Here is an 18,553-nt window from a genome sequence, read left to right as displayed (position 1 = left end):
GGAAAAATTAATTATGCCAAAGAGAACAGACCTTAAAAAGATTATGATCATCGGTTCTGGTCCAATCATCATTGGACAAGCTGCCGAATTTGATTATTCAGGAACTCAAGCTTGTTTAGCTCTTAAAGAAGAAGGTTATGAAGTTGTTTTGATCAATTCCAATCCAGCTACGATCATGACTGACAAACATATCGCTGATAAAGTTTATATCGAGCCAATTACTTTGGAGTTCGTGGAAAAAGTTTTAGTTAAAGAACACCCAGATGCTATTCTACCAACCTTAGGTGGTCAAACCGGTTTGAATATGGCTGTCCAATTGCAAGAATCAGGAATTCTAGATCAATTAAATATCGAAATTATTGGAACTAAATTAAATACTATTAACGAAGCTGAAGATCGTGAAGAATTCAAACGCTTAATGCAGAAGTTACATGAACCAATTCCTGCTTCAAAGACAGCTTATACATATCAAGATGCGAAAGATTTCACTGACCAAATTGGCTTCCCTGTAATTATCAGACCGGCTTTCACAATGGGTGGAACTGGTGGTGGTGTTGCACATGACAATGCTGAATTAAAAGAAATCGTTGAACGTGGTTTGAAAGTTTCACCATCAACTGAATGTCTGATTGAACAAAGTATTGCCGGTTTTAAGGAAATTGAATTTGAAGTAATGCGTGACAGTGCGGACAATGCCTTAGCCGTTTGTCATATGGAAAACGTTGATCCGGTTGGAATTCATACCGGTGATTCAATCGTTGTTTCACCAATCCAAACCCTTTCAGATACTGAAGTTCAAAAATTACGTGACGTTTCACTAAAGATTATTCGCGCGCTAAAAATTGAAGGTGGTTGTAACGTTCAACTAGCTATCGATACTAAGACAAGTAACTATTACATTATTGAAGTAAATCCACGTGTCAGTCGTTCTTCAGCTTTGGCATCAAAAGCAACTGGTTATTCAATCGCCAAGATTGCTGCCAAAATTGCTGTCGGACTGACATTAGATGAAATCACTAATCCAATTACCGGTAAAACTTTTGCGCAATTCGAACCAGCCCTAGATTATGTTGTCTGCAAGATTCCACGTTGGCCATTTGATAAGTTTTCTAAAGCCGACCGTACAATTGGTACACAGATGAAGGCTACTGGTGAAGTAATGGCCTTGGGACGTAACTTTGAAGAAGCTCTTCAAAAAGCCGTTCGTTCTTTGGAAATTGATCAACACGATTTAATCATGGATTCGCTCAAAGACAAGTCTACTGAGGATTTGGAAACATACGTCCAAACACCCAAGGATGACCGTTTATTCTATTTAGCTGAATTGTTGCGTCGGGATGTTTCTTACGAAAAAATCAATCAACTAACAGCTATCAATCCTTTCTTCTTAGCCAAAATGAAGAATATCATTAACTTCGAAAAAGAATTGACGAATGGATCATTGACCAAGGAGATTGTAACCGAAGCTAAACGTCTAGGCTACTCGGATAAGACAATTGCCCGTCTGAATGGTTTGTCAGAAGATATTATCCGTACCTTCAGAATTCAAAGTGGAATTTTGCCAACTTATAAAACTGTAGATACTTGTGCCGGTGAATTTGAAGCCGAAACACCATACTTCTACAGTACTTATGAAACTGAAAATGAATCAGAAAAGATGTCTGATAAGTCAGTCCTAATCTTAGGTTCAGGTCCTATCCGAATTGGACAAGGAATCGAATTTGATTATTCAACGGTTCACTGTGTCAATGCAGTTCAACAAATGGGATACAAAGCAATCGTTATTAACAATAATCCTGAAACAGTTTCAACTGATTATTCAATTGCGGATAAGTTGTATTTCGAACCATTAACTTTAGAAGATGTCTTGAACGTCTGTGACTTGGAAAAACCAATTGGTGCTATCGTTCAATTTGGTGGTCAAACATCAGTTAACTTGGCCGAACCTTTGAAAGAAAATGGCATCAAGATTTTAGGTACACAAGTTGAAGATATCAACCGTGCGGAAGATCGCGATTTATTTGACCAAATTATTAAAAAATTAGAAATTCCTCAACCAATTGGTGGAACAGCTACTTCACCAGAAGGTGCATTACAAATTGCTCAAAAAATTGGTTATCCTGTCTTGATTCGCCCAAGTTACGTTTTAGGTGGCCGAGCAATGGAAATTATCAAGTCGGATGCTGAACTAAACAAGTACATGAAAGAAGCTGTCCATGTATCAAATAACCATCCAGTTTTAATCGATAGTTATTTAACTGGTCGTGAATGTGAAATTGATGCTCTAAGTGATGGTGAGAACGTCTTATTACCAGGTATCATCGAACATATCGAACGTTCTGGAGTTCACTCAGGAGATTCAATGGCCGTTTATCCTCCACAAAATATTCCTGATTCAGTCCAAGATCAAATTGTTGAATACGCTAAACGTTTAGCTAAAGAATTGCACTGTGTCGGTATCATGAATATTCAATTTGTTATTCACGATAATCAAGCCTACGTAATTGAAGTAAATCCACGTGCCAGTCGAACAGTTCCATTCCTAAGTAAAGTTACCGGAATTCAAATGGCAAGAATTGCTACTAAATTAATTTTAGGAGCCAACTTCAATACATTAGGATTAGAACCAGGACTAGCACCAGAGTCAAGATTGATTCATGTCAAAGCGCCAACATTCTCCTTCAATAAATTAAACGATGTTGATAGTGCCTTAGGACCAGAGATGAAATCAACCGGTGAAGTTATGGGATCAGGAATCGATTATACCGAAGCTTTGTATAAAGCCTTTGAAGCAACTAATCAACATATCAAAGATGCCGGAAATGTTTTAATCACCGTTAATGATACAGATAAAAAAGAAGCATCTACCTTAGCAAGAAGATTCGAAGAAGTGGGCTTCCAAGTACTAGCAACCAAAGGAACCGCCGACTATTTCAATAAATTAGGCATCAGAGCCAAAGCTGTACCAAAGGTGGGTGAGTCGGATAAAGACATTATCTATGACATCACACACAACAAAGTACAATTGTTGATCAATACAATCGGAGACAAACGAACACACACATCAGACGGATATATCATCAGACAAAATGCCGTCTTAAATTCAGTACCACTTTACACATCATTAGATACAGCCGACGCTATTTTAAGAGTGTTGGAGAAAAGATTTATCGGCGTAAACGCATTATAGAGAAAGAGAGCGAAGCAGGGGCGGTCAGCTCCCGAGGATTAAGACTACTATCTTAGTCGGCAACGAAGTGCCGGCAGAGATAGTTAACTTAACCAGAAGGAGTTGCCCCTGCGTAGCTCGTTTCGATAGAGAGTGTAGTAGGCCCGTTTAGATTCTGAGCATTTGCAGGACTTTGCGAATTGGCTGCGAAGCAGACAGTTTGTGAAGTCAGGCAAAGCACAGGAATCTGGCCTACGTAACTCGTTTCCACTATATTGCAAAGAACAATGGTTATTTAAGAATTGTCCAGAGCTAGCCAAAAAAATCCTCAAAATAATTCTCCCCAAAAATAAAAAGCCGTCCAGAAATGGGCGGCTTTTTTACATTACTTATTAACAATTTCAACCTTACTACGGCCATCACCAAGTTTCTTAATCAAAACCTGTTGACCAATAGTTTGTTTCATAGATTCAATATGACTGATAACACCGACCATGCGATTTTGACCGATGGTTTCCAAAGCAGTCATAGATTTTTCAAGGGTTTCATCATCAAGTGAACCGAATCCTTCATCAACAAATAAGGCATCAATTTGAACTCCATTAGAAGATGATTGAACGACTTCACTAAGTGAAAGGGCGATAGACAAGGCAGCAATAAAGGTTTCACCACCGGATAAAGTATCTGATGAACGAGATTTACCAGTTTCGTTATCAAAGATATTGATATCCAGGCCGTGATCACGCATTTTGTCGCTAGGATCAGCTGACAATTCAAAGGTATAACGGTTGTTAGAAAGTAAGTTGATAAAGTGATCGTTAGCGTAATTGAGAACTTTTTGAAGGTAATTCTGCACGACGTAAGTTTCTAACTTCAATTTACTGTCGTTGTTACCTTGGCCATTCACAATATTGTAGAGATCGGATAATTGACTGAATTTCTTCGCAAAATCACCTTGTTGCGCAATGATATCTTTAATACGTTTCAAGTTCTTGTCAGCATCTTGGAAAGTTCGTTTAGCATTGGCAACTTGAGAAATTAGTTCATCCTTTTTAGTTTGTAGACCAGTTAAAACTGTTCGAAGAGTTTCTAAATCAGGTTTTTCTTTGTTGGTTAATGCAGTAGATAATTCATTGATACGTTTTTCCAAACGAGTTTTTTCTTGTTTGTAGTTAGAAATTTTGATCTGTAATTCGGAAAGAACACCATCATTTATTTCAGCAATCCAAGTACGTAATACTTTGATGTCGTTAGTTTTAGCATCGGAGTCACTTAAAACTGAGTCGATATTCTCTTGTAATTTTTCAATGGCTACCTTTTGTTCGGCAGCTTGTTTTTCAACATCATCTAACTGCGTTTTATTGTTGGAATACTTAATTTGGCTATCTTGAGCCACTTTTTGTGTTTCTGTAACTTGTTCTTGATAGTCCTTAACGGCTGCATCTAAGGTTTTAATTTCTTGAGTGATTTCTTGGCTAGAACGGTTTTCATCGCCAAGTTTAGCAAGAGTTTGTTTGAGATCTTTTTGGTTGGCCTCTAAAGCTGATTTTTTGGTAGCCAAATCAAGTTTAAATTCATTTTGTTTATCAGCAATTTTCTGACTGTCCTTAGTCAATTTTTCAATTTCAGCAGTTAGTTTGTTGGCAGCAGCTAATTGTTCAGTAAGAGAGGCAATTTTTTTATCAAAAATTGATTTTGAAGCTGACAGATTGAATTCGGTAGCAAAGGTTAGTTCAGATTTATCAGTTAATTCTAAATAAGTCTCGTTTAATTTTTGGGTAGCAGTTTTAAGGTTATCCTGAGCTGCATTTAATTCAGTGGTTGTCTCAGAAATATTGTTATTAACTGTTTCAACTTCTTTTTGAGCTGAGGCAAATTGATTTTGTGATTTATCAACTTGTTCCATTGAAGCCTTTAATTCAGTTTCATCGGCATCGATAGTCTTAATCATGTGAGAATGATCGGTGGAACCACAGACAACACAAGGTTCTCCGTCGACCAGTTCTTTTTGAAGTTGAGCAATCATTAGAGCCTGACGATGACCTTTTTTCTCTTGAAAGTCAGCTTGATCCTGTTGAAGATTTTCTGTTTTCGACTGTAGTTGGGACTTTAATTCATCCAAATGAGTTTGGAGACGTTTAACTTCTTTTTGATTGTTAAGTTGAAGATTTTCAAGGGGAGTAAGAGTTTCGACAAAATCATCTTTTTCACGTGTTAAGGCATCCTTTTGTGTTTGGAGCTTGTCACCATCGATTAAAGATTCTTTTTTGGCATCAATTTGTGAAGTGATTTTTTGAAATTCTTCATTTTGTTCAGATAAATTTTTCTGTAAAACTAACAATTCAGGTTCTTGTTTAGTGATTTCCTTACGAATTCTTTCAATACGTTCAATGTCGGGAATCAGAATTGCTAACTTCTTACTTTGGTTTTCTTTTTGATCAAAATCATCTTTTTGAGCAATTAATTCCTCATTCTTAGTCGTAGCTGATTGGTAATCTTTTTGAGAGAGTTTCATTTGGACAGTTAATTTTTGACTTCTATCATTGGTCTTTTTCAACTCTTCATTTTTACTATCGAGATCACGTAAAGAATCCTTCAAATCGTCTGCCCATTGTAATTCTGAGACGTGTTGCTGCTGAGCAGAAATTTCGGATTCCTTATTGACGATATTCAATTGGTAATCATGTTTAGCAGTATCTAAGTCGGAGAATTGTTTGTCCAAATCTTTGGCATTTTGAAAATTTTTGTCGGCGGTTTGAACTTGTTTATTTAGTTCAGTAGCTTGTTTTTCTACCGAATTAAATTCGGTTTGACGTTTATTTACAAAACTTTCAAGTACGACAATTTTTTGTTCATCAGATTCATGACTTAGCTGTTCCTTTTCTTCATCGGTCCAATTATCTGAGTCTAACTGTGCGGCCAAATCAGTGGCAAAAGTTTCATTCTTTTTCTTGTCGGCAGAGTAGAGCTCCTTTAGTTTGCTGGCAAAATCAGAATAGAGTTGGGTGCCAAATATCTTTTTGAGAATGGCTTCTTTAGCATCAGTTTTGGATTTCAAAAATTTAGAGAAGTCGTTTTGTGGTAAGAGGATGATCTTTTTAAATTGTTCAGCCGAAAGATTGAGAATTCCAGCAATAGCAGTACCGACATCACTAGGTTTAGCAGCAATACTGTCAATTTCAGTACCGCCAACTTTATCCACAATGGCTAATTTGGCAATCGGTTTTTTATCCACAAGATTGTCACCGCGCTGACTTTTGAGCCACTGTTCCGGACGGCGAACGATACGATAGAGATTATTTCCCTGTTCAAAATAGAAAGTCACTTCGGTTGCCTTATCGTTGGGAGCAAATTGACTGCGCATTTCCCGAGCATCACGTCCATCGGTTGTAGTACTGCCAAAAAGGGCAAAGGTCATGGCATCAAAAATTGTTGATTTACCAGCACCTGTGTCACCACCAATAAGAAAAATCGGCGCTTCATCTAGTTTTCGAAAGTCGATACTGGAATTTTCATGGGGTCCGAAATAATTCATCTGTAAGTAAATAGGTTTCAAAATTATTTCTCCTTTCTTAAATCAACAAAAATTTTATCCACAATTTGTTTTTGAGTTTTAGATAGATCGTTTCCAGTTATGCTGTGGAAAAATTGATCAACTGTTTCATCAGGACTTAATTCACTAATGTTTTGCACAGTCTGATCTTGTTTATCTTGATAGATGTTCTCGTAATCGAGTTCAACAACAGTTCCGTAGATTTCTTGTAGTTGGGCACGAACATTAATGTGTTTGCTGCGATCGAAATTTTTCACGGTGATGGCAAACCAAGCATTATCAATTGGTTGTTGCTTATAAAAAGTGGGGTCGGTTAAAGTGTCCCAATCTTCCTCTAATACGATTAAATCAGTTTGAGGCTTGATTTCTTTGAAAGTATGAGTGATTTTGTCATTGTTGATTTCAACGATATCAACACCCTTACCTTTATTTTTAATACGGGCTTCTTTGACGTTAAATTTCACAGGACTACCAGAATATCGAATAGTTTCACTTGGAGAAGCAAAACGAGTGTGAATATGTCCCATCATGACGTAATCAAACATTTGAAATTGGTCAGCGGTCAAAGTGGCAAGCCCACCAACAGTTGAAGTAGTTTCGCTAGTTAACTCGATTTTATCTTCTTTGTTTGGTGTGACTGCAAAGTGAGTGATGAGTAAGTGTTTCTTATTAGGATCGAAATTTTTTTGCATGTCTGTTAAAACAAGATTCATGGCATCAACGATTGAGTGAATTTTTTGCGTGTCTTCTTCAGAGACGCCTTGTTGATGGTAGTAAGCTCGAACATCCATCGGATCAAAAAATGGCAACATGAAGATTTGAACTTCGGTAGTTTCAATTGGTTTGAAAGCCTCACTGACTAAAGTATTGAGATGAAAGTTGTTATATTCCATCCAATCACGGCCATAATTGAGGCGCTTGGCACCATCGTGATTTCCTGAGATAGCATAAATGGGTAGATGATGTTCAATATTGATTTCTTTAAACATTTCATTCAAAGTTGTGACAGCATCAACATTAGGAATAGCTCGGTCATAAATATCACCGGCAATAACAATACCGTCGACGTGTTCTTCTAAGGCGATGTTTAAAATTTGTTGAAAGGCGGCTTTTTGTTCATCGAGTAATGAGTAGCCATTTAAAGTCCGACCAATATGCCAGTCGGCAGTATGTAAAAGTTTCATAATTATTCCTCCATGAAGATTATGTTCTATTTCCTTTTTACGTCGAAAAATTGCTTTTATCAATATCAAATTACGAAAAAGATTTTTAATTCGTACTTGTCTTTTGGTCATTGTGAACGTAACAAGTATGTTGAAAAGCAATTAAACAATCGGAGGAAATATATGATGCATTTAATTTTACAGATTATTAGGTGGGGTTCATTGGCTCTTATAATTGTTACGTTTTATAACTTATATCGGAATTGGAATTTTGACCCAGAAGCGGAAGAATTGAAAGATAAAACAGCAGAAGAGCTCACCCAGGCCAAAGATAAATTTGAAAAGGATAGGGGGAGTCAGATCAGCGGAGCTATAGTAGCCGCATTAATGTTTGTTGGGATACCGTTTCTTTCAATATATACTAACACTGCCTCTATCGTTGATAATGAGTATAGTGTGACTGGAAAGAGGCCTTATAGTATTCATATTGTTTCGAAAAATCAGATGTACTATCGTTTTTCTAATGGTACGCAATGGCTTTACTACACGAGAAAAGGTGATACATTGTCAATTACGGATGATGATGTTCAAACTTTGTTTACTAATGGCGACACTATTTCGTCAGTTAAATTCAAATTGAGTGATAATAATAAGATTGCTAAGGAAACGGTTAAAGATCCGGTTTACGGTGATACTAAAGTTACTTTGAAATTGATTGAATAGGAGAGCAGGACAAAACGCGGTCAGCTTTTGAACATTAATGTAAATAAGGACGGTAACTCGATTTTGAGTTGCCGTCCTTATTTTGGATAGTTTTGTTCTGAATAACCATGGTTCCATGATGAATAGTGGAAACGAGCTACGCAGGGGCAACTCCTTCCGGTTAAGTCAACTTTCTCTGCCGGCGCTTCGCTACCGACTGAGAAAGTAGTCTTAATCCTCGGGAGCTAACCGCCTCTGCTTCGCTCTCTAATCATTTAGATTATAACGTAACTTCATATGTTCTGATCCCATTGTAACCATATCTCCGAGTAACTTGGTTTGTTTTTCAAAGGCTACATCGGCTAATTTCTTGTTGGCTTTTTCTAGATACTTTTCGGCATCATTTTGGTTAGCGATTTCTTTATCGGTATCATTTTGGATCTTACGATATGTACTCATAGCGTCTAGTTCATAATCATTTCTCATATCAACGTATAGATCGTAATCTGTATCACCTAATAGGGCAGTGGTACAGCTTAACCAGTACATATTGTTCATGTCAAACTTGCCTGTGGCATTTTTGTATTGTGCTGGGGTGTCTTTTACGTTGGCATAGAATGGAACTACGGTATTAAAGGTATTTGCACCGTATGCTAACCAGTGGATTCCGGCAATTTCTGCTGGAACGTTATTTCTAATTTGTAGAATATGTACGTCGTGGTTTCTGTTGATACCGATTGGTCTGAAGAGTTTCTTTTCGGCTTCGGTACCTGATCCATAAACGTCATACTTAGTGTTTTCAAAGTGTGAACTTAAAACAAATTTTACGTCTTCGATAGAAATCTTACGGTTAGCGTGGCAGATGAATGGTAAATCTTGATTCATTGGATCATCTGGTGTGTCATCGGGACTGAAGAATTTTTGTCCGGACCAAGCACGAGGATTGTTATAAACGGTATCTTTGACTGATGAACTACCTAAGATATGTCTTAAGTTATATTTGTCAAAGTCAGGATTCAAATTGTTTTGGTCAATGAGATCTTTCAAATCATCTGAACAAAGTGTGTCGGCTGAATCGAAATCGAAGTTGTCGATGTTCATGCGGTTAGGTGCAACGACATAAGCATCATCAGGGATACGAACGGCTGCCCAGTGGTGTCCACCAATTGTTTCTAACCACCAAACTTCTTCGTTATCAGCGAAAGAAATTCCGTTTGGTTCGTAAGTTCCGTATTTTTCTAGTAAAGCACCAAGACGTTTAACACCATCTTTAGCACTGTGAATGTATGGAAGAACTACAGTTACAAGGTCTTCTTCACCAAGTCCGTTTTCAACGAATGGATCTAATCCTAAGACACGTGAGTTAGTAGTAATAGTTTCAGTCGCTGACATAGCAATATTTTCACTATTAATTCCGGCAGCAGGCCAGATTCCGTTTGTCAAAATTGAGTTAGGAATTGAAGTGTAACGTAGAGGATTGTCAGGTAAAGCAACGTTTACTTTACTGATAACTGAGGTGTAGTCCTTAGGTTGATCTTCAGGGTTAACTACAACAAAACGTTGAGGGTCAAGTGCTTCGTGACCATCGTCATTTCTAGAAATAATTGTTGAACCGTCAATAGAAGCTTTTTTACCAACTAAAATTGATGTACATGAACCTTTAATACGTTTTTCCATTATTAAATCGCTCCCTTTATGGTTATTAATATCTTAATTATAACTGGTTTAATAATTGAAACCAAATGGACTAGTTATTAATTTGTGCATACGTATCATAATACTCATTAATGATTGTATGGGCGAAGGTTTTAATTTGATCAGATATCACTACTTCGGGTTTAACTAATAGGGAGTGAATCTGATAAATAAAATACTCTTTTAAGTACAGTTCTCCTTTTTCCAAACTTATCTGGTTAACTCTAACATTATCTAAAATTCCATGAATATTGATTTGATTTTGGAAGAGTAAGAATTCTGCGGAAACATCATTAATGATTAATTGTTGCTGTTGGGCAATCTGATAATATTTTTCCAAGGCCTGAAAGTATTCTTCGTAACCGTGACTGAATTGACGATACATTTGTGGATAAGTTTGTTTTAATTCAGTTTTGAATAATTCAGTGGTTGATCCCATTAATAAGAGGGAATTCAAAATAGTTGGCAGTAGATTCTCATCTTCAATTTTTGTGGGGATGGGATTTTTTTGTAGAAATTCTAAGTGTCGTTGAACGACCGATTGGACGATTTCATCTTTATTTTTAAAGTAGATATAGAGTTTAGCACGACTAATACCGGCCATTTTTGCTAAATCTACCATTGAAAAATTATCGAATCCTTGTATGAGAATAATATGGTTAAATTTGATAATTAGTTCTTCTTTTGGTGTCATGCAATAATACCTCCAAAAATAATTATATCATTTATTTGACGATATAGACACTTGATAGTATTATTTGTCTAAATTAAATAAACAGAGGACATAAATTATGAAAAAAGTAGTTGTAACAGGTGGTACAGGATTCGTCGCAGGATGGGTGATCGTCGATTTTCTCAATGCAGGATATGAGGTCAGTACCAGCGTGCGGTCAATGAAGAAGGCAGATCGTCTAGAAAAAGAAATTGCTGGAGCCGTTTCCAAGGATGAAATGAAGAATCTTAGTTTTTTTGAAGCTGATCTAACTAGTGACAAGAATTGGGTAGAAAGTATTAAAGGTGCTGATGGCGTGATCCACGTAGCTTCACCAATGGGGAATGGAACTCAAACTGTTGAAGAATTAGTTAACGTTGCTAAGAATGGAACACTTACAGTTCTAAAAGCAGCTAAAGAAGCTGGCGTTAAGCGAGTAGTAATGACTAGTTCACAGGCAGCGTCCACTCCTGAAAGTGGAAGTACCGCTGTTTTGGATGAGAGTTTTTGGACAGATGTTAAGAATCCAGATTTAGATCCTTATCGTATTTCAAAAGTTGAATCTGAAAAGGCTGCTTGGGAATATGTCAAAGAAGAGGGTATGGAATTGACAACAGTACTTCCAGGTGCAATCTTTGGACCAATCTTGTCAGATAAGGCAGTCAGTTCTAATCGAATTCTGTTACAGATGTTAAATGGATTGCCAATGACACCACATGTTCCGTTAGAAATTTCGGATGTTAGAGATTTAGCCAGGCTGCACCGATTAGCCTTTGAGAATCCCGTTGCTATTGGAAAAAGATACCTAGCTGCTTCTCAAGTATTACAGATGGCAGATGTAGAAAAGATTTATCAGACTAATTTCCCATATAAAAAAATTAAAATCAGAATGATGCCTAATACAGTGACTAAATTATTAGCGCGCTTCGTTCCTAGCTTGCGTGCATTAGTACCAATGTTGGATCGTAAATATCGTCATACGACTGCCGCTGCGGAAAATGATTTGGGCTGGACACAACATAAACCAGAAGAAACAGTCATGGATGCAGCTAAAACTTTGATTAAATTAGGACTTGATAAATAATTTTGAAAAAACAATTGACCTAGACCACACTCTAAGTACTATTGTTAAATCGTTGAGAAAAACGAAAGGAACTTAAAAACTCATGAAACAACTAAATATTGGTAACACAAATTGGAAAGCTTCAGCCGTTGCACTAGGAATTATGCGTATGGAAGCTTTATCAGCTAAAGATGCAGCTAAAACACTTGAAGCTGCTGTTGATAGTGGTATTAACTATATAGATTCAGCCGATATCTATGGCATGGGCAATTCCGAAAAAGTTTTCGGACAAGCTATGAAAGAAGCAAACATTTCACGTGATGATGTCTATATTCAATCAAAAGGTGGAATCGTCTTTGATCCAGCCCGCAGTCATGGAAGTTTTGTTTTCGGTAAAAGATATGATTTCTCAAAGAAGCATATTATTGAAGCCGTTGATGGAATTCTTGATAGAATGCAAATCGATTATCTAGATTCATTCCTATTACATCGTCCAGATCCATTGATGGAACCAGAAGAAGTAGCTGAAGCCTTTGACGAATTGCAAAGAGATGGAAAAGTAAGACACTTCGGTGTATCAAACTTCAATCCTCAACAATTCCAGATGTTGCAAGAAGCCGTTGATCAAAAGTTATTGATTAACCAATTACAATTTAGCATTGCTCACACAGGAATGATTGATTACGGAATGCACACAAATATGACCGATGCTCGTTCCATAAATCATGATGGAGGACTATTAGAATTCTCCAGAAGAATGGGAACAACAATACAAGCATGGTCACCATTCCAATATGGATGTTCGAAGGAACATTCATAGGCAGCGACAAGTTCCCAGAATTGAATGCTAAGTTACAAGAATTAGCAGATAAGTATGGGGTAAGTAAGAATGCCATAGCAGTAGCATGGATTTTAAGACACCCAGCAGGAATCCAAGTGTTGATAGGAACAATGAATCCAGAACACGTAATTGATAGTGCAAAAGGTGCCGATGTAGAGCTTACTAAACAAGAGTGGTATGACGTATACTTCGCAGCAGGAAATGACTTGCCTTAGAGAGCGGAGTAAGTCCGTTTAGATTCTGAGCATTTGCAGGACTTTGCGAATTGGCTGCGCAGCAGACAGTTCGTGAAGTCAGGCAAAGCACAGGAATCTGGCTTACGTAGCTCGTTTCCACTATAAAACATAGAACTATGGTTATCTAAAAACAGAACAATAGTTATCTAAATAAGAACATCAAAAAAACCGCTAAACTTCCCAAAAAAGGAAGTCTAGCGGTTTTTAATTTATTTAGGCAAATCAATCCCAGCACCAGTAATACCAGAAAGATATTTCTCCAACAAAATATTTCTAACATGGAATTGAGCACCTGGTTTGGTATAAGTAGCGACCTGAATAACCAAAGTGCCATCAGGTTGATTAGAGAATCCAACAATATAAGGCTTTTTAGTAATTTGCAATTTTTTCAAATCCAGATCCTGATTGATCTGATTAATGATTTTAGTGATTTCCTCAAAAGGAGCAGCACTAGAAACAGGGATTTCCATCAAGGCCTGCATATTATTACGGGATTTATTGCTGACAACGGTAATATTTCGATTAGGAATATAATTTAGCGTTCCATCAACACTTTGAATTTGAGTTGTTCGGATACCAACATAAGTGACTTGGCCTTCAACACTATTAACTGTAATCGTATCACCCACGCTGATTTGTTGTTCTAAAAGAATGAAAAAGCCATTGACCATATCGGAGACGAATCCTTGAGCACCAAGACCAATAGCCAAACTGAAGATTCCGGCACCGGCAATTAATGTACCGACAGGAATTCCAATGGCTGATAGTAGGGCATAGATCCAAAAGAACATCAGGATATATTTAAAGATGTTGAGGGCTAAAGTGTAAATGGTGTCTAATTTCTTTGGTGAGATACCACGCTTATAATTACGCAGTCCCGTTTTAAAAATATGACGAATGATTTTCTTACCAATCCAGTTAATCAAAAGTAAGACAACTGTTAACAAGACTAATTGGAAAACAACCGAGATTACATGTTGTAATAGGGACTCCCAATCGACCTTCAGAAAAACTTTTTTAATAAGAGTATTTAAGTTAAGGGATGTATTCAAAATTTCCGTTCCTTTCAAAAAAGTAGCTGAAATAATGATAGCATAAACAAAAAGACAGCTAAACCGATTGGCTAGGCTGTCCTCTTATTAATTTAAGTAACTTTTGGGAACGAAATCTTCAACTGCGACGTATAACTTGTCGGACAATTCCTTGTATAATTCGTGTTCTCCAGTTTGTAAGGTAAAGTTCAAATTGTCGCAAGATTCGATTAACTTAATTGCGGCTGCAATCTTTAAGTCATCGTGGGAATAGTCGATATTGCTGTTTCCCGTAATAGAGATATCTAATGTAGGTTCTTCTTTTCCTAAAGTGTAGTCTTGAATGTTTTCTGTGATCAAAAATATGTACCCTCAGTCTTTGGATTTCATTGGATATACAAGATAACACAGAATTAGTTATATTTATAGATAAGTATACGGATCGTAAATATTAAGTTATAAATATTGATATATCAAGGATGCTTGTAACTCTAGCTTTTAATTCTGTCACTATATCGGTATAACTAATGGAAAAAGGAGCTGAAGGAATGGACTTTGGATCACAAATAAAGAAGTTACGTACCAGTAGAAAATTAACTCAAGAACAACTAGCTCAGAAATTGAATGTTTCACGACAAACAATTTCTAGTTGGGAGAATAACCGTAATTTACCTGATTTGGAAATGGTCGTTATGATTGCTAAAACGTTCCAATTATCGTTAGACCGATTAATTCTGGGCGATCCAACGATGACGACAAAATTAATGAATGATAGTAGTGAGGTTAGAAAAATGCGGATCAATCTATATGCAACGATAATTATGATATTAACTGGGATCGGTTGTTTCTTGTTGTCTACGATGATCGGTTCAACAATTGACAGTAACGGCGTTTTACATGAGCCATTCTTCTTGATTCCCATAGGATATCTATTCTTACTAATGGGATTGATCAGTGGATTTATCTACTTGTTTAGAAAATTGCGTAAACAAAGTTAAGATATTTCACTACGTAAAATTTGTTCCATAGTTTTATTGTGGGCCAGCTCATCGACTAGTTTGTCCAAGTAACGAATCTCTTGAACTAAGGGATCTTGGATATTCTCAACGTGGATGCCGAAGATGGTTCCTTTGATTAAAGCAGTATTTTCGTTTATGTGTGGAGCACTTTGGAAAAAATTTGCTAGTGTTGCACCTGTTTCGATTTGTTCCGATAATGATTGATCGTTATAACCAGTTAACCAATAGATTATCTGATTGACTTCGGATTGTGAATGACCCTTGCGCTCAACTTTTTGGATATAAAGTGGGTAGAGATCTCGAAATGCCATTTGGGTTATGTCTTTCTTCTTCATATATACCTCCGTTAACCTTTTTAGTTAGTGTAACAAAATAAAGTCAGTTACCACCTGTACTTTGATTTAGTATGGTAAAGTAGGTTTACTTAGATTAGATAATAGAAGGGAAACAACAATATGACATATCCACAATTGGATTTAGAAAATGCCACAGGCAGTGTAGCAACAATTAAAACGAATCACGGAGTAATCAAAATTCAACTATTTGATGAATTAGTTCCTAAGACAGTTAAGAATTTCATTGAATTAGCTCAAAAGGGTTACTACAACGGAATTATCTTCCATCGTGTTATTCCTGATTTCATGATTCAAGGTGGAGACCCAACTGGTACTGGTGCCGGTGGTGAAAGTATTTATGGTAAGAGTTTTGAGGATGAATTCAGCGACCAACTATATAATTTGACTGGTGCTTTATCAATGGCTAATGCTGGTCCTAATACTAACGGTAGTCAATTTTTTATCGTTTCAAACGAAAATATGCCTAAACGTATGGTTAAAGAAATGGCCGGTGCTGGTTATCCTGAAGAAATTATCACTGCTTATAAGAACGGTGGTACACCTTGGCTAGATCATCGTCACACTGTTTTTGGACAAGTTATTGAAGGCATGGATGTTGTTCAAGAAATCAGTCGTGCTAAACGTGATGGTAATGATAAACCTAAAGAAGACATCGTTATGGAAAGTGTTGAAATCAGTAAGTAGTAGAATTCGTTTCTTGAAGATATGAAGCAGTTAATTCCTGATAAGTATTTTTAAAATAAGAATTTTTGAGAAAAACTAGATTAATGGGATGTTCAATTTTGAACCCTGGAAAATCTAGTTTTTTTAATTGTCCATTTTTAATCTCCGAGGTGACGAGTGATTCATAGATGAAAGTGACACCGGAAATCTGTTTTAGCAGTTCAAGAATGGTATTAGGACTGGCAATCTCCATCACTTTATTGAAGTCGTTGATTTTATAGTTTTGAGTAGCTAACCAATTTTCGAAAATATTGCGGCTACCGGAACCGGGTTCTCGGATTAAGAGAGTTTGATTGAAAAGGTCTTCAATGGTTGAAATGTTAAGTTGCTGATGAGAAATACAGACGAAGTTCTCTTTTTGTAAGAAGAAAGAATCGAATTCATCAGTATCAAAGTTTCCCTCAACTAATCCAAAATCAATTTTGCCATCACGGATATTTTGTAAGATATGGTCGGTATTCTTGATCTCGGTAGTCGATATTTGGATTTTATTACTTAGATGATTTAAAAATTTTGGTAGTAGTGTTGAACTAAGCGAAAGAGTACACCCCATATTGAATTTGGCGGGTGTTTTTAAAGAGTTAAGGACTTTTTGACTTTCGAATTCGACTTGTTTAGCATAATCAGCTAATTTCTGACCGATATCGGTTAAGTGAATACGATTGTGATCACGGATGACTAAGGAAAGATTCAATTCATTTTCCAATGAAGTTATTTGTTGAGAAACAGCTGGTTGAGTAATAAATAGTGTTTCAGCCGTTTTAGTGAATGAATTGGTGTCAGCCAATACGACGAGTGTTTGATAACGTTTATCTAACATAATTGCTCCTATAATAAATTTTGCTTATGCAAATGTAATAAATACTAATTTTTACTTATGATAGTTCTATATTATCCTCTTAAACAGGGAGGATTAACTTATGTATTTAAAATTTTTTGAAAAAAGCTTCTATTATGCGTTTTTTATGACCTTATTGTGTTCAATTGTTGGTAGCTTCTTAGGCGGCTTACCATATTTAACAGTGATCGGCGCATTAGTGCTTTCACTGATATTAGGGATGTTGTTTCAATTCTATCGTCCAGCAATTCAAAAAGCTGAGAGCGGAATCGGCTTCATTTCTAACAAATTTCTTCGATTAGGAATCATCTTGTTAGGATTCAAACTGAATTTAATTGATTTAGCCCATGCTGGTGTGAAAACAATTCTTTTTGCAATGGTGATTGTTAGCGGAATGGTTGTCTTGACATATAACATTGCTAGAAAGTTCGGAGTCAGTAAACGATTAGCTATTTTGACTGCTAGTGGAACTAGTATTTGTGGGGCGGCAGCTGTAATGGGTATCTCACCTCAAATCAAAGTTTCCAAAGATCAAGAGGCTGATAAACATAATGATGAAGTATTGGCTGTAGCAATTGTCGCCATTTTAGGAACAGTCTTTACTTTAATCGAAATTGCTATTAAGCCATTGTTGCATATGACATCAATGCAGTTTGGAGTTATGGCTGGAGGATCACTGCATGAAATAGCTCATGCGATTGCAACAGGTAGTGCCGGTGGACCAGTTAGTTTGAGTGCTGCAATCATAACTAAATTATCTCGAGTCTTACTATTAGCACCAGCTGCTTTGATAATAGGTATTTGGTATCAACACCAGGATAAAACTAATGAGGGTGAAAAAGGTAAATTGCCGATACCTTGGTTTATGGCAGGATTTTTATTGGCTAGTGTTATTGGTACTTTTGTTCCTATGTCTAGCGCTTTGTTGAACCAGTTAGTTAAGTTAGCTTATCTAGTACTAGGGATGGCAATGGCTGCTTTAGGGATGAGTGTTAATTTCAAGGCTTTCTTGAGTAGTGGACGTAATGCTGTTTTAGCCGCTTTGTCTGCATCAGTAGTTTTACTGACATTTACAATCATAGTTAGTAAGATGTTCTTCTAAAATGCTTCACTTTTCCTATGGAAGGGTGGGCTTTTTTGTTTGTTTTGAGAGAAGACGCAAAGTCAATGGACATGTTTGGCAATCGTGGTATAGTAATAAACATAAAAGTCATATTGAAGTTATATTCGTTAACTATAGGAAGAAACTGAATTGTTTTTAACTGATTAACAAAAAATAATAAAAAAGGGTTGCAACGTCGTAACTGAACGGGTAATATATATCTTGTTGTTGCGACAGAGCAATGGAATCAACGCTTTGAAGCTTTATTGCTTCTCCGTTGATTCCAAATTATTTTAAAGAAGTGCTTGACATGTTCTTGTTACTTCGATATGATAATTAAGTTGTCTGTT

Annotated in this window: 14 protein-coding genes and 1 pseudogene; 7 read left to right on the top strand and 8 right to left on the bottom strand. The window is 36.6% G+C overall.

Annotated elements, in window-relative coordinates:
• Window positions 1-13 precede the first annotated feature (13 nt).
• Window positions 14-3,190 carry a carbamoyl-phosphate synthase large subunit gene (carB, locus tag ATN92_RS13140; RefSeq protein WP_056951243.1) on the top strand — a complete coding sequence of 1,059 codons (3,177 nt, stop codon included), beginning with the start codon at window positions 14-16 and terminating at the stop codon, window positions 3,188-3,190.
• Between the two features lie 364 nt (window positions 3,191-3,554).
• Here carB and ATN92_RS13135 read toward each other — a convergent pair whose 3' ends face one another.
• Window positions 3,555-6,725, bottom strand: a complete 3,171-nt coding sequence (locus ATN92_RS13135; RefSeq protein ID WP_056951246.1) for an AAA family ATPase — start codon at window positions 6,723-6,725, stop codon at window positions 3,555-3,557.
• Window positions 6,726-6,727: 2 nt separating this feature from the next.
• Window positions 6,728-7,906, bottom strand: coding sequence for an exonuclease SbcCD subunit D (locus tag ATN92_RS13130; protein ID WP_056951248.1), 1,179 nt, complete (start codon window positions 7,904-7,906; stop codon window positions 6,728-6,730).
• Window positions 7,907-8,068: 162 nt separating this feature from the next.
• Between ATN92_RS13130 and ATN92_RS13125 the strand changes: the two genes are divergently transcribed.
• Complete coding sequence (locus tag ATN92_RS13125) at window positions 8,069-8,608, top strand: hypothetical protein (RefSeq protein ID WP_056951250.1); 540 nt, start codon at window positions 8,069-8,071, stop codon at window positions 8,606-8,608.
• A 246-nt stretch (window positions 8,609-8,854) separates the two neighbouring features.
• Here the strand turns inward: ATN92_RS13125 and ATN92_RS13120 are convergent, their stop codons facing one another.
• Entirely contained in the window at window positions 8,855-10,264 is a 1,410-nt protein-coding gene (locus tag ATN92_RS13120) for a C69 family dipeptidase (RefSeq protein ID WP_056951252.1), read from the bottom strand.
• Window positions 10,265-10,334: 70 nt separating this feature from the next.
• Window positions 10,335-10,976, bottom strand: a complete 642-nt coding sequence (locus ATN92_RS13115) for a TetR/AcrR family transcriptional regulator (protein WP_056951254.1) — start codon at window positions 10,974-10,976, stop codon at window positions 10,335-10,337.
• Window positions 10,977-11,073: 97 nt separating this feature from the next.
• Between ATN92_RS13115 and ATN92_RS13110 the strand changes: the two genes are divergently transcribed.
• Together ATN92_RS13110 and ATN92_RS13105 are read left to right on the top strand one after the other, a co-directional pair.
• Window positions 11,074-12,078, top strand: coding sequence for an NAD-dependent epimerase/dehydratase family protein (locus ATN92_RS13110; RefSeq protein WP_056951257.1), 1,005 nt, complete (start codon window positions 11,074-11,076; stop codon window positions 12,076-12,078).
• 82 nt (window positions 12,079-12,160) lie between these two features.
• A pseudogene (locus tag ATN92_RS13105) lies at window positions 12,161-13,113 on the top strand (aldo/keto reductase).
• Between the two features lie 230 nt (window positions 13,114-13,343).
• Here the strand turns inward: ATN92_RS13105 and ATN92_RS13100 are convergent.
• Both ATN92_RS13100 and ATN92_RS13095 read right to left on the bottom strand, forming a co-directional pair.
• Window positions 13,344-14,186 (bottom strand): mechanosensitive ion channel family protein, encoded by an 843-nt coding sequence (locus tag ATN92_RS13100; RefSeq protein WP_056951259.1) that lies wholly within the window; start codon window positions 14,184-14,186, stop codon window positions 13,344-13,346.
• Window positions 14,187-14,273: 87 nt separating this feature from the next.
• Window positions 14,274-14,525 (bottom strand): hypothetical protein, encoded by a 252-nt coding sequence (locus tag ATN92_RS13095; protein ID WP_056951260.1) that lies wholly within the window; start codon window positions 14,523-14,525, stop codon window positions 14,274-14,276.
• A 188-nt stretch (window positions 14,526-14,713) separates the two neighbouring features.
• On the opposite strand from ATN92_RS13095, the gene ATN92_RS13090 reads away from it, so the two are divergent.
• The gene (locus ATN92_RS13090; RefSeq protein ID WP_056951262.1) at window positions 14,714-15,163 is read left to right on the top strand and encodes a DUF3955 domain-containing protein; all 450 of its coding nucleotides are present in this window, start codon (window positions 14,714-14,716) and stop codon (window positions 15,161-15,163) included.
• On the opposite strand, the gene ATN92_RS13085 is transcribed toward ATN92_RS13090, so the two are convergent.
• On the bottom strand, window positions 15,160-15,519 hold the full coding sequence (locus ATN92_RS13085; RefSeq protein WP_056951264.1) for a DUF2200 domain-containing protein: 360 nt from the start codon (window positions 15,517-15,519) through the stop codon (window positions 15,160-15,162). The two genes, ATN92_RS13090 and ATN92_RS13085, sit on opposite strands and share 4 nt — an antisense overlap.
• A 120-nt stretch (window positions 15,520-15,639) precedes the next feature.
• On the opposite strand from ATN92_RS13085, the gene ATN92_RS13080 reads away from it, so the two are divergent.
• Window positions 15,640-16,224 carry a peptidylprolyl isomerase gene (locus ATN92_RS13080; protein WP_056951266.1) on the top strand — a complete coding sequence of 195 codons (585 nt, stop codon included), beginning with the start codon at window positions 15,640-15,642 and terminating at the stop codon, window positions 16,222-16,224.
• Here ATN92_RS13080 and ATN92_RS13075 read toward each other — a convergent pair.
• Entirely contained in the window at window positions 16,214-17,083 is an 870-nt protein-coding gene (locus ATN92_RS13075; RefSeq protein WP_056951267.1) for a LysR family transcriptional regulator, read from the bottom strand. The genes ATN92_RS13080 and ATN92_RS13075 overlap by 11 nt on opposite strands.
• Window positions 17,084-17,183: 100 nt before the next feature.
• Between ATN92_RS13075 and ATN92_RS13070 the strand changes: the two genes are divergently transcribed.
• Window positions 17,184-18,203, top strand: a complete 1,020-nt coding sequence (locus ATN92_RS13070; RefSeq protein ID WP_056951269.1) for a YeiH family protein — start codon at window positions 17,184-17,186, stop codon at window positions 18,201-18,203.
• Window positions 18,204-18,553: the final 350 nt, after the last annotated feature.

The sequence above is a fragment of the Companilactobacillus bobalius genome (genome assembly GCF_009764355.1).
Note: the sequence above shows the minus strand (reverse complement) of the source record. Positions and strands in the feature narration are given on the sequence as shown.

Coding starts and splice junctions, on each gene's coding strand:
- carB (WP_056951243.1), top strand. CDS start 14: ATGCCAAAGAGAACAGACCTTAAAAAGATTATGATCATCGGTTCTGGT.
- ATN92_RS13130 (WP_056951248.1), bottom strand. CDS start 7,906: ATGAAACTTTTACATACTGCCGACTGGCATATTGGTCGGACTTTAAAT.
- ATN92_RS13125 (WP_056951250.1), top strand. CDS start 8,069: ATGATGCATTTAATTTTACAGATTATTAGGTGGGGTTCATTGGCTCTT.
- ATN92_RS13120 (WP_056951252.1), bottom strand. CDS start 10,264: ATGGAAAAACGTATTAAAGGTTCATGTACATCAATTTTAGTTGGTAAA.
- ATN92_RS13115 (WP_056951254.1), bottom strand. CDS start 10,976: ATGACACCAAAAGAAGAACTAATTATCAAATTTAACCATATTATTCTC.
- ATN92_RS13110 (WP_056951257.1), top strand. CDS start 11,074: ATGAAAAAAGTAGTTGTAACAGGTGGTACAGGATTCGTCGCAGGATGG.
- ATN92_RS13090 (WP_056951262.1), top strand. CDS start 14,714: ATGGACTTTGGATCACAAATAAAGAAGTTACGTACCAGTAGAAAATTA.
- ATN92_RS13085 (WP_056951264.1), bottom strand. CDS start 15,519: ATGAAGAAGAAAGACATAACCCAAATGGCATTTCGAGATCTCTACCCA.
- ATN92_RS13080 (WP_056951266.1), top strand. CDS start 15,640: ATGACATATCCACAATTGGATTTAGAAAATGCCACAGGCAGTGTAGCA.
- ATN92_RS13075 (WP_056951267.1), bottom strand. CDS start 17,083: ATGTTAGATAAACGTTATCAAACACTCGTCGTATTGGCTGACACCAAT.
- ATN92_RS13070 (WP_056951269.1), top strand. CDS start 17,184: ATGTATTTAAAATTTTTTGAAAAAAGCTTCTATTATGCGTTTTTTATG.